Source organism: Enterococcus sp. HMSC078F03 (assembly GCF_001811595.1).
Taxonomy (GTDB): domain Bacteria; phylum Bacillota; class Bacilli; order Lactobacillales; family Enterococcaceae; genus Enterococcus; species Enterococcus faecalis.
The window spans coordinates 50193-61965 of sequence record NZ_KV805531.1; the positions used below are offsets into that span (position 1 = coordinate 50193).

An 11773-nucleotide genomic window follows, 5' to 3' on the forward strand; every position below is an offset into this window, starting at 1 on the left:
GAACAAAACACTTAGTTTTCTTCGGCGACTTTTTTCTCCCGCATAGTCAAAACAGCGCTAGCCAAAAGAACAACCACTACAAAAGCAATGATTCCTCCTACTAAAAGACTCGGACCTGCCTCACCTAATTTACCTAAAAATAGGCCTGGGATTAAATAATCTGTATCCGCAAACGTTGAGGATGCTAACTGTAGATCACCCAAGACTGGTAAAATAAATAACGGTAACCAACTAATTAATAAGCCATTAAACGCAGCCCCTAAAATCGCTCCCCGACGTCCCCCTGTGGAATTTCCAAAAACGCCTGCCGCGGCACCACAGAAAAAGTGCCCAACAACGCCTGGTATAATCACGGTGGTATTCAGACCGACCATCGCTAACATTGAAATAGTTCCCACAATAAAGCTCACAAAGAACCCAATCAAGACAGCGTTTGGCGCATAAGGAAAGATAATTGGAACATCAAGTGCTGGTTTAGAATTAGGCACTAATTTTTTAGCAATTCCTTGGAAAGCTGGTACAATTTCTCCTAAAACCATCCGCACACCTTGTAAAACCACTACGAAACCAGCCGTAAAGGTTCCTGCTTGAATTAATGAAAAGATAATCGCATTTTCGCCATTGCTTAACTCATGCTCGACATAGCCTGTCCCAGCCAGCAAAGCCAAAATCACATAGACAATCGACATTAAAATCATAATTGAGATGGTTGAGTCTCTTAAAAAACCAAAACTTTTAGGAATTTTAATATCTTCCGTTGACTTTTCTTTATTCCCAAAGACTTTTCCAATAAAGCCACTTGCAGCATAACCAATATTCCCTGTATGCCCCATTGCTACTTTATCATTTCCAGTAATTTGTTTCATAAAGGGCTGACAAAGAGCAGGTGTCACTGTTAATAAAGTTCCTTCAAATAAACCACCTAAAAGAATCATTGGCAAACTAACGCTAAAACCGGCCCCAACTAAAATAACGGCTGTCAAACACGAAACGTACATCATCGCTTGACCTGTCAAAAAGATATATTTAAAACGTGTAAAACGCGCCAACAGAATATTAACAACCATGCCCACCAACATAATCAGAGCAGTTGGTGTCCCATATTGTTGCAAGGCAATCGCTACAACCGCTTCATTACTAGGCACCACGCCTTGTGTATTTAATGCGGTTTGGAACATCTCCGCAAAGGGCGTTAATGAGTTCGCCAATAGCCCTGCGCCACCAATTAAAACTAAGAAGCCGACGAATGTTTTCAACGTTCCTTGAACAACATCAGAAAATTTCTTTTTCTGTAAAACTAATCCCAACAAAGCAATTAATGAAACCAGAATCGCTGGCTGACTAACAATTGAAACAAATAAATTCAATAAAGTTTCCATGTTTTTCCTCCTTCTTATTGATGTGCAATGCCATTGTCATCTAAAACTTTCAAGACTTTCTCCTTCGTTTCATCGTAATCAATAATCGCATTTAAAGGAATGATTTTTTCATCAGGAATTGACCCTAAAGCATCTTGCAATGTTTTTTCGACAAAGAAGTAATCAGCCATATCACCACTGGCACTCCCGACATCTGTGTGATCAATTTGAAAATTATCTGTATCAACACCGACTTCCTCTAAAATTTGTTGGATATTCATTTGCACCATAAAACTTGTTCCTAAACCACTTTGACAAACTGTAAAAATCTTCATCTTATTTCTCTCCTTCTTGGATAATTGATAATATTTCTGGGACGGTTTCAGCCGCCACTAAGCGATGTAATGATTCTTTTTTTGATAGAATTTTTGTCAGACTAGATAAGGCCCGTAAATGTGTTTCGTTATCTGAAGCAGCTAAACAAATAAAAAGGTGAATTTCATGCTTAGGATCTTCCAATAAATCGACACTTTTTTGGATTTTTAGTAATGACATGCCTAACTGATTAACGCCATCTTCTGGTCGCGCATGAGGCAATGCTACGTCTGGACAGATATGGATAAATGGCCCAAACGATTCGACTTTTTGAATCATTGCATCAATGTACTTTTCCGTAATACTGCCATTTTTTAATAACGGCTTGGCAGCTTCTGTAATTCCCGCTCGCCAGTCTGCAACTTCAGGCAGGACTTGGACTGTTTCTGTTGTTAATAATTCCGATAACATTGGACGCAGATCCTCCTCTTTTTCTAAAATTTTGTTCATTTTACGATGCAAGACACGATATAACTGCGCTTCTGTGACTCCTTTTTTTAAGGAAATGTAAGGTTTTAACGCATCTAAAATATCTTTAACATCTGGCATGGAAATACCTGGCAATAGCCAATCTGATTGAACTTGGTGCATCAATTGATTTTTCTCCAAAGAGCTCATAATGGGCTTGGTAAGATAAACCTTTTTGGCTGTTTCAATAGGGACCGTTGAGAAAATGATGTCATAGCTTTTTTCAGACACATTCTCTATTTCCCTCACCGCATTTGTTTCTTTAAATTCAATCATTGGAAATAGCCGACGCAATTCCGATTGCAAAATCAACGAAGAACTGATACCACTGGGACAAACAATTAGCGCTTTTAGCTTTTCTTGCCGCTGTTCATTTTTTTGGCCGAAAATTTCTCCACCAAATAATATGGTAAAAAAACCAATTTCCTCTGACGGGATTGAACGTTTCGTTAATTTTTCTAAAGGAGCTAACGCTTGTTCACAAAGATGATAAAGCGACCGATACGATTGTCGAATATCCTTGATTAAAACATTCGGTAAGTAAAAGCCATAGTTAATCCGAAAATAAGCAGGAACCAGATGATAATACACATTCATGAGCAATTCACGAGGCTGTTCAAATTGAACGACGGCCAATAATTCCATTTTCCGAATAATTTCACCAGAAATATCTAATAAAAACTCTAACTTCGTATCTCGCAATTCTCCTTGCAAGGCTGTCATTAAACAAATCGTTAAAAAAAGACTCTCAGTTTCTACATTCGCCACTGGCCCAACTAAATCACTTAAAATACGACGACTGACGGGATAAGCGCGTAAGGACTGAATTAACTGGTTCTCAGGCCAGACGACTGTTTCATATTTGCCTAATCTTTTTTGAGAAAACGCAAGAAAGTAACTAATTTCATCCAATCTGCTGGGTACCAGTTGAAGCTGCGCCTCCTGGACGGCTAATTGAATGCCGTCACGCATTTTTGCGTATTGGCTCATTTGATGCTGACTGAGCCAGCAAAATAAAGCGAAGGTGCCCGACTTTTGTTGTAAGAGGCGGGCAAGCCAATTTTTCCCGAAACGACGAATCCGAAATTCATCTCCTTCTAGGTAAAACCCTCGTTTTCGTTCGTAGAATAAAGCAATGTTTTCAGTCGCTAGTTGGTGTCGTACTTTTTTGATGTCCGCTAAAATAGTACCTTTCGAAACATCTAAAAAATTTTGGTAATGATACACCGATAGTTCTTCGATTTCTGAATAAGTGAGTAAAAAAATGAGTGCTTGTCTTTCTGTTTCGCTATAAATCACTTGACGTTGTTGAAAAAGTTGTTTTCCCCATTCATTTGCGGAAAGGTTTGGAATGCTGACGGTATTCTTTTGAACTTCTCCGCCTATTGTCGAAAGTTGTGTCACTAATTCTCGTTGCGAAAGATCGGTTATTTGTTGAGCCAAAGAGAGCGCAATTTTTTGCCCTGCATACTCGTCAAGGAGATAACTTATTTTATAATTCACAGCTGTGTCCTCCTCCTGTAATCATCATATAATGATAGCGCTTTATTTTCTATCTAAGTTGGGTACAAATGTCTACTGTACTTTTTTGATAAATTGTACCGTTCTTTATTTTAAAGTTAACAAAAACCCGTTGCAAGTTTCTCAAAAACTTACAACGGGTTGTCTTTATGTTAATTGTGTTTGTAATGCGATATTCAGCAAGATAGCTATTGCTACCCAGCCACCACACATCACCAGAAGCAGCCAACTAAACATTGATTGTTTTACTAAAGACTGCTTAGGCTTTGCTTGATGAACAAAATTCATGCTACTTACTAAAAACAGTAAAAATAAAGCAAAACAAAGGACGGCCAAGCCAGCACAAATCCAAATCCACATCGTAATCTCCATCTATATTCCTCCTTCTACAATTGACTCTGTTTATAAAAACAGCACATTATTTTTCCTTTTTCCTTTTTTTATTCAAATAATAGAAACTTATTAGTGCTACAAGTAAACAGGCAATACCAAGGCTGTAAAGCCATGTGCTATTTCGTTCACCTGTCCTTGGTAAGGACGTCTGTGCAATAGTCGGATTCGTCTTAGCAGTGTTTTTTCTACTCACTTTGTCTTGTTGTTGTGACGTTTTTTTATCTTTATTAGTGACTGGTTGTTCTGTTGACTTAGTATCACCTTCCGTTTTTAGGGGTGCCTTCCCTCCATAAAGCGTCACACCGATATTCGTTTGTCCCGCTTCTTCTGCAAAGCTCTCAGAAGAAGCGGTCAGACTCGCGTTGGCGATGATTAAAAGCATTCCTAATGTCACCAGAAGTGACCCTTTACTTTTCGCTGTCATCATCGCGCACTCCTTGTCTATTTTTCAAGGCTGCCTGTTTTTCTTGTTGTAAATAGGCTTGTTGTTTTAGTATTGCTTTCTGTTGTGTAAAACGCCAAATAGCTAGAATTAGACTCACAATTGTTGCAGCTAACAATCCATAAAAAGCTTGATTCCACCAAGTCGGTAGGACCAATTTCACTACTGCTTCTTTGTTTAATTTCTTGGCTTCTTGACTACTGATGGTAAATTCTTGCTTAAACGGCCACACTTGTTGTTCATCTTCTTTCAAGACCGCTTTTCCTTCAAAAATATAGGTTCCTGGACGAACATCTTCTTTCCCGAAATCTAAATGGAAGTTCATCGTCGAATTCGGTGCGAAACGAACACTTGGTAAAATCCGTTTGGCATATTCTTTCGTTTCGCCTTTTTTCGTTACTTTTCCTTCTAAACGTACTTCAGGAAAAATAGCGGATGTCGGATTCTGAATAACCGCTTGGACCGATTTATTTCCTAAAGCAATGGTCGGAACTAATTTAACTAATTGAAGAGTCTCTGCTAGATACATTGGTGTATCTTCTGACGTTCGTAAAGCAATCGCTACGTTAAACCCATATCGACTGGTTAACCCCGTTGATTTTCCTTTTTCTTCCTTTTCATCTTCTGCAAGCGAAGCATAGACACCACCTAAGACTAATCCCTGAAAACCATTTTCTGGAATTTCGACAGTCATTTTGGCTGCTACGGTTTTCTTAGCGGGAACTTTCACGTGTTCCTCAGGCAATTTGATCAATGTTGTCAAGGGTACTTTCAAACTTGCATCTGGTTTTTTCTCGAAATCATTGTACACAATTAAACCATTGTCATTCGTCGTAGCATTTGCCAAATTTAAATCAATCGTTAATTCTTCATTTGTTTTATTAATTAATGACAGTTCTACTTCTTGTTTCTGTCCTGGTTTCACAATGAGATCGTAGTAGGATTGCGTATTTTTCGCTTGATTCTCTGGGATATTGGGTTTAACTGTAAATTTTGTATTCATGTTGTCATCCGCTTCTTCTGCTTGTACAGCAGAAGGGATACTTAATGCCATCACACAAATAAAAACTGTGACGATTAGCCAGCGCATTGTCTTCATTATTTGTTCCTCCTATGTATCGAAAAGGAGCCGTGCACCACTGCGCAGCTCCTTTTCTAGTAATGCAGTATTCTCGTTAGTAACTGTTTATGGCGCAGCCACTAATGTCCAAGTTACGTTACCTGTATACGCACCATTTGTAATTTGTGAACTAGGTGTTGTAATGTTTAATTTTACATTTGATAATTCAGAATCCCATGTACCTTGACCTTTACCAACTGCTGCTGTAGCAATTGATACAGCTGCTCCACCTACTGGAATAGTTGTTCCAGCAAATTCAGGGCTTCCTGGGTCTGCTGCAAAGGCAGCCACATCACGTGAGTATGTTTTTGCTGTTTCATTGTATTTAGCTACAGCCCCTGTTTGTGTAAAGGTAATTGAACCTTCTAAAGTAGCAGTACCATTTTTCATTTCAGCAACGCCTGCAGTAACCGACCAACCAGCTTGTGTTCCACGAACATCCCCAACGGCATAACGTTTTGTTTGGGTTCCTTTTGCATCTAATGAAATCGCTGATAAATCAGAACTAACTTCTGTCGCAGCAAATTTGAATTCTGTTGGAACATATAACAAATCAAAGTTAGTATTCGGATTTGCAGGATCTGGATCTTGTGTATCTCCGTCACCATCTCCAGTCCCATCAGGTGGTAATGAACCACTCGTCATTTCTACGTTTGCTGGTGTTGTACCAGTCGTTGTTGCATGTGCTGCTGCAGGAGCGATGCTTGCTCCTAAAATAGCTGTTCCTGCAAATAAAGTTACCAATGTTTTTTTCTTCATTTTACTCTCTCCTTTATTATCTTGGTTGATTAATGAATAAAAAAGTTAAAAACTTTTCTATCTCGGTAGAACGTAAATTAAGTATAGCGAAAAAAAGCCTGCTTGTGATTTCAAATTTTAAACACCTCATGCAAAAAAAATGAATTTACTATAACAGCAAGGTTCCAACGACTTTTCGCGTCTTTGAAAACGTAATTTTCAAAAAAGATATTGTTTTTTTCCATATATAAAGTGGTGATTTTATAAAAAAACAGCGAAAAAACGTCAAAACATTAGTAACAAACACTAACATTTTGACGTTTTCTCGCATTTATTAAATCAAAATTCCCTCGATATTTTAAAAAAAATTAGTGAAAACTAAAATTATATCGTTTTCATAGACAAAACGTACATTTTTTCTTACGAAAATTGATAATCACTCGCTGACTATTCTCTAATCAAAGCTTGCGTTGTACAACGGAAAGAACCACCTAACATTCTAGAAACATGGTAATCAATTGCCTCAACTTTGATACCTTTTTCCTCTATTTGAGGAATTAAGGTTGTAAACGATTGGTCCGTTACATACGTTTCTTCATTAAGTGGTAGACCATTTGTCACTAAATACGCTGCTTCTTGCAAAGTAACGTGAATTTTTTCCCAGTTTGCTAATTGCGCAGGAAGACCATCCAAAAAGGCTTCTTCACAAACAATCATCAAGCCATCTCTCAACAAGCTTAACGCACAATCTAAGTGGAGAATATGTGGATGTAACCGAACTGGCACCACCTCATAACCAAAATGACCAATCATATTGGTCAACCACTGAATCCCCGCTAGGTTACTTGCCAAACCGGAGTAGCCCACAAAAATTGTTTTTCCTAAAACTAAAACATCGCCGCCTTCAATAAAGGGACCTGCTTCACTTAAAGCCCCTTCAGAAATGTCAGGTTGTGGCGCAGCAAAATAATAGCCTTCTGCTTCTTGTGTCCACTGCTGAATAATCGGACGAATTGGTAAAATTTCTTGTCGACGGTGTTGGAATCTTAAGTTTCCTTCTATTAAGAGATTGCCAATTGTAAAAAAAGGGTCTCGTGAAAAGAAGTTACTATATCCTACACCCAATTCCTTGCCATGTTCTTTTTCATAGGTTGTCAATAAACGCGGACGAAATACTTCTACGCCATAAGATTCTAATACTCCTTGCATGACTTCTTTTTCTTTTTCCCAACGAACTTGTTGTTCTGGTGCAAAGTCTGCTAAATCACGCCCTTCATTATTCTGTGTTAAACGGGCATTTTCCTCTGTTAAAAAAGTCGTATCCGCTTCATCAAATTTATCTGGTAAACAAAATTGCGATTGTGCTAAAACAACTGAACGCAACGGTGCAAATTCACTTTCAACATGCATTTTTTTCATTATTTGACCTCACTTTTATCTGGTTACCTTCATTATAACAGAGATAAAATTTTTATGCCTTTAATGAAGAAAAAGCAGAACGTATAGAAGTTCTGCTTTTTCTTTATTTTGTTATTTGCCAATACCTTTGTCTTTAATCTCAGCTTTTTGCCCGGTGCCATCTACTAAGCCAAAAATAATCTTTGCTTGGTCTGTATTATCAATTTGTCCTGAAAAACCTTCTGCTTGTGGGCCATAAGCATAGACATTTACATCTTCTCCCGTGTGTCCGCCAGTAGTCCAACCAGTATTCGAACGTTCATCAAAAATCTTTCTTAATGCCTGAGCGATTTTTTCAACATCTTTTGACTCCGCCGCTGTTTTCACTGCTTTCAATTCAGCCTCACTTAATTGAAAATCAATATACTCAGTCACTGTTTTTTCCACATTACCATTTTTAATAATTTCTTCTGCCATGAAATCAGGCGTGCGTTTTGCCGCATGTAAAGGCTCCGTCAACCAATTGTATTGATCGCCTTTACCTAAAGACAAACCACCAGTAGAATGATCTGCAGTTGTAACCACCAATGTTTCACCATCTTTTTTGGCAAAATCGATGGCCTTTTCAAACGCCGCTTCGAAGTCTTGCATTTCGCTCATCGCGCCAACAATATCATTGCTATGCCCGGCCCAATCAATTTGGCTACCTTCAACCATTAAAAAGAAGCCTTTTTCATTTTTATCTAACCGTTGAAGAGCCGCTTCTGTCATATCAGCTAATGAAGGAACTTCTTCCGTTCGGTCAATCATTTTAGGTAGCCCGCCTGGTGCAAACAAGCCTAAAATTTTGTCGTCTTGGTTCTCATTTAACGACTTTTTATCTGTGACATGACCATAACCCGCTTGGGAAAATTCTTTGACTAAATCACGATCTTTCCGCGCAAATAATTCGGAGCCGCCGCCAAGTAACACATCGACTTTGTGTTGTCCGTCGATTTGATCATCAAAATAGTCATCGGCGATTTCTGCCATATTTTTGCGCGAAACATTATGTGCGCCATATGCAGCAGGGGTTGCATGTGTTATTTCAGATGTTGCTACAAGCCCCGTTGATTTCCCCACTTTTTTCGCACGTTCCAGCACTGTTTCTGTTTTGGACTTGTCATTATCGAGTGCTATAGCATTATTATAGGTTTTTACTCCGGCAGCCATCGCTGTCGCTGCGGATGCTGAATCGGTGACATTCTCTTCTTCATCTTCTGGATAAGTGGCTTGCTGCCCAACTAAATAGGTATCAAAAGCTGTTTGGGGAACACGCTTGTCTGAGTGATTGGCTTTGAAATAGCGATAGCCCGTTGTATACGGATTCCCCATGCCATCTCCAATCATAAAAATAACATTTTTTACTGGTGCTTTTTCGGATTCAGTTGCCTTCGCTTCAGCAACCTCTGTTTGTTTTTCGCCGCTTTTCTGTTCAGATAAATTTGTACAACCCGCTAATGTTGTGAATGTTAATAAGGTAACCCCTAGCAAAGCTCTTTTCTTCATTTCCTTGTTTCCTCCTTCATATCTACCCATACATTGACTATAACAAGTCTTAGTTGATTTCTGATAAATAACAAGTAAACAAAGTGTTAAGTTGTTGTGTTGCTTCTGTTAAGTTCCTTATTTGTCGCGTCTTGCTGCTCTTTTTTCGGCCTCTTTGCGTAATTGTTTCTGCGCTTTTTTTGAGCCGCGTTCAATATCTTTGAGTTTCTTTCGTTCATGGAAATCTGTAAATAAACTTTCTAAATCATAGTCTTGCGGATATAGATCTTGTGCTTTCGCTTGTAATTTCAACCGTCTTCGTGGTACATTTTCAATTTTATCATTCACAAATACTTGGATTTCTTGTTCACCCTCATCTGTAAAAACCAACCCAATTTGTTGTGTTTCTGTCAATAGGACACGATCACCTTTTTGATAACGGTCTGTTTCTTCTACAAACGTGGCAAAGGTCGTTTCTTTTGCTTTCAGGGGTTTAAATAAAATTCGATTAGTAGGGTATTCTTTCCGCTGAATATAATGAGCCGCCTTTTCAATGAGCTGTGGCTCCATCTTCATTTTACGTGCAATCCAAAGCGCCTGACTATCGCCAACTTCACCAATTTTCAATTGATATTTGGGCGTTAATGTTTCACGATCGAAGGCCATTGCGGCGGGCACAAAATCATCATGTTCTTGGGCAAAACGTTTAATTTCACCATAATGGGTCGTCGCAACTACCAAGGCACCCTTTTGATACATCATTTCCATGATCGCAATCGCTAAGCCAGCTCCTTCGTTTGGCTCGGTGCCACTGCCAATTTCATCTAATAAAACAAGTGTGTGTCGCTTAACGTTACGCAACATTTCCGCAATATTTTTCATGTGCCCAGAAAAAGTGCTTAACGCATTTTCCAGATTTTGCTGATCACCAATATCGACAAAAATTTCATCTAATACTGGAATCTCTGTGCCCGCTTGTGCTGGAATTTGCAACCCAAATTGTGTCATGACAGTCAATAAGCCCACCGTTTTTAAGACAACCGTTTTACCACCAGCATTAGCGCCTGTAATGACAAGTCCTCGATACTCTGCTCCTAAAGAAAACGTCAATGGTACTGCGTGTTCTAATAAAAGTGGATGTTTTCCTTGAACAATGCGCAAGCGTTCTTCTTTGTTTACTTTTGGCGTGATCCCACCAATTTCGCGACTATACTTTCCTCGTGCAAAAATAATATCTAAGGTGGTCATTGTATCGACGGCTTGATCGACAAGTCGTTCTTGCTCATTAATTAACCCAGTTAGTTCCGCCAAAATTTGATATTCTTCCGCTGTTTCTTCCGCTTTTAAGAGTGTCAATTGTTCATTTAATTTACTAATTGCTACAGGTTCAATAAAGACCGTTTGTCCTTTATTGGATTGCTCAATGATTGTGCCTGAAACCTTATTTTTATAGCTAGCTTTGATTGGTACCGTGTAATGTTCCCCTTTTTTCACCATCATATTTTCTTGAATATACAGTTGATTATTTTTATTACGTAAAAATTTGGTGACTTTTGTTTCAATGTCTTGTTGGCATTCATTGATTTGACGCCGAATTTTCCGAAGTTGACGGGAAGCATCGGTGGCGACTTTTTGGTTATGGATTTTCGTATAAATTTGTTCTTCGATTGCTCTGAAGTCAGCTAAGTGCTGACTGTAACTAAATAGGCGTGGTGTTTGGTATTGATTTTTTTCAAAAAACTTCTGGATTCGCTGACTACTTCTTAAAAAGTCAGCCACCTCAATCAATTCGTTTGGTGTAAGGATTAAGCCTTTTTTCACTTGTTGAAGCAAGCGGGTAATTTGACTCAAGCCCATGAAAGGGACGTGTTGTCCGCTATCAATAATTAAGCGGGCCTCAGTTGTTTCCGTTAAGCGGGACTGCACTGTTTCTAAACGTGTTGCAGGGACCATTTTCGCCAACCGTTCTTTACTATACTCGCCAATCGCACGTGTTTGAACTTCTTTAAGAATTGTTGTAAATTGTAATTTTTGAATGGTTTCATGATTCATTTGTTTTTTTCTTCCTTTCTATCGCGAAAAGAATACCTGGCGCCTTTAAATAAAAACCAGTTTCTACAGAAAAAGAGGACAGCGTTCTACCGCTGTCCTCTTTATCGTTGGATAAAGGTTACTAAAGAAACCTCTTTTAAATGAGGTATTTAGTAATTGAGATGACTGACAGGTATCACTTTCTAAGCACACCAAATAAACCTTGCTTGGTTCACTGGTTATTCAACTTATCAATTAGATACCTACGACACTCACCAAAATACCCCACATTCGTTTGTTGGTTTTTATTTATTCTCCACTTGAGAGTAGCAAATCTGGTGGAGAAAGTCAACTAAAGATTGGCCCTTTACTTATTCAATGTGTTTTTCATCATGGTTAGTA

At 38.6% G+C, this 11773-nt stretch carries 9 protein-coding genes and 1 pseudogene; all 10 read right to left on the minus strand.

Going from position 1 to position 11773, the window contains the following annotated elements; translation table 11 throughout:
* Window positions 1-11 precede the first annotated feature (11 nt).
* The 10 genes and pseudogenes from HMPREF2810_RS01475 to HMPREF2810_RS01520 all read right to left on the minus strand — a co-directional run bounded on the left by HMPREF2810_RS01475 (window position 12) and on the right by HMPREF2810_RS01520 (window position 11497).
* Window positions 12-1379 (minus strand): PTS ascorbate transporter subunit IIC, encoded by a 1368-nt coding sequence (locus HMPREF2810_RS01475; RefSeq protein ID WP_002355097.1) that lies wholly within the window; start codon window positions 1377-1379, stop codon window positions 12-14.
* Between the two features lie 14 nt (window positions 1380-1393).
* Window positions 1394-1693 (minus strand): PTS sugar transporter subunit IIB, encoded by a 300-nt coding sequence (locus tag HMPREF2810_RS01480; RefSeq protein ID WP_002355095.1) that lies wholly within the window; start codon window positions 1691-1693, stop codon window positions 1394-1396.
* A gap of 1 nt (window position 1694) precedes the next feature.
* On the minus strand, window positions 1695-3704 hold the full coding sequence (locus HMPREF2810_RS01485) for a BglG family transcription antiterminator (protein WP_002415870.1): 2010 nt from the start codon (window positions 3702-3704) through the stop codon (window positions 1695-1697).
* A 165-nt stretch (window positions 3705-3869) separates the two neighbouring features.
* Window positions 3870-4094 (minus strand): hypothetical protein, encoded by a 225-nt coding sequence (locus HMPREF2810_RS01490; protein WP_002415869.1) that lies wholly within the window; start codon window positions 4092-4094, stop codon window positions 3870-3872.
* A 46-nt stretch (window positions 4095-4140) separates the two neighbouring features.
* Window positions 4141-4542, minus strand: coding sequence for an LPXTG cell wall anchor domain-containing protein (locus HMPREF2810_RS01495; RefSeq protein ID WP_002415868.1), 402 nt, complete (start codon window positions 4540-4542; stop codon window positions 4141-4143).
* Window positions 4523-5656: a WxLIP family cell surface protein gene (locus HMPREF2810_RS01500; RefSeq protein ID WP_002415867.1), complete on the minus strand. Its 1134-nt coding sequence runs from the start codon at window positions 5654-5656 to the stop codon at window positions 4523-4525. Before HMPREF2810_RS01500 ends, HMPREF2810_RS01495 begins: the two co-directional genes overlap by 20 nt.
* An 87-nt stretch (window positions 5657-5743) precedes the next feature.
* Window positions 5744-6436: a WxL domain-containing protein gene (locus tag HMPREF2810_RS01505; protein ID WP_002415866.1), complete on the minus strand. Its 693-nt coding sequence runs from the start codon at window positions 6434-6436 to the stop codon at window positions 5744-5746.
* 426 nt (window positions 6437-6862) lie between these two features.
* On the minus strand, window positions 6863-7834 hold the full coding sequence (locus HMPREF2810_RS01510) for a dimethylarginine dimethylaminohydrolase family protein (protein WP_002415864.1): 972 nt from the start codon (window positions 7832-7834) through the stop codon (window positions 6863-6865).
* Between the two features lie 111 nt (window positions 7835-7945).
* Window positions 7946-9391, minus strand: a complete 1446-nt coding sequence (locus tag HMPREF2810_RS01515) for an alkaline phosphatase (RefSeq protein WP_002415863.1) — start codon at window positions 9389-9391, stop codon at window positions 7946-7948.
* A gap of 87 nt (window positions 9392-9478) precedes the next feature.
* Window positions 9479-11497: pseudogene (locus HMPREF2810_RS01520) on the minus strand (endonuclease MutS2).
* Between the last annotated feature and the right edge of the window lie 276 nt (window positions 11498-11773).

What these genes read in the sequence shown, in the direction of transcription:
- HMPREF2810_RS01475 (WP_002355097.1), bottom strand. Translation starts at nt 1,379, where the DNA reads ATGGAAACTTTATTGAATTTATTTGTTTCAATTGTTAGTCAGCCAGCG.
- HMPREF2810_RS01480 (WP_002355095.1), bottom strand. Translation starts at nt 1,693, where the DNA reads ATGAAGATTTTTACAGTTTGTCAAAGTGGTTTAGGAACAAGTTTTATG.
- HMPREF2810_RS01490 (WP_002415869.1), bottom strand. Translation starts at nt 4,094, where the DNA reads ATGGAGATTACGATGTGGATTTGGATTTGTGCTGGCTTGGCCGTCCTT.
- HMPREF2810_RS01495 (WP_002415868.1), bottom strand. Translation starts at nt 4,542, where the DNA reads ATGATGACAGCGAAAAGTAAAGGGTCACTTCTGGTGACATTAGGAATG.
- HMPREF2810_RS01500 (WP_002415867.1), bottom strand. Translation starts at nt 5,656, where the DNA reads ATGAAGACAATGCGCTGGCTAATCGTCACAGTTTTTATTTGTGTGATG.
- HMPREF2810_RS01505 (WP_002415866.1), bottom strand. Translation starts at nt 6,436, where the DNA reads ATGAAGAAAAAAACATTGGTAACTTTATTTGCAGGAACAGCTATTTTA.
- HMPREF2810_RS01510 (WP_002415864.1), bottom strand. Translation starts at nt 7,834, where the DNA reads ATGAAAAAAATGCATGTTGAAAGTGAATTTGCACCGTTGCGTTCAGTT.
- HMPREF2810_RS01515 (WP_002415863.1), bottom strand. Translation starts at nt 9,391, where the DNA reads ATGGGTAGATATGAAGGAGGAAACAAGGAAATGAAGAAAAGAGCTTTG.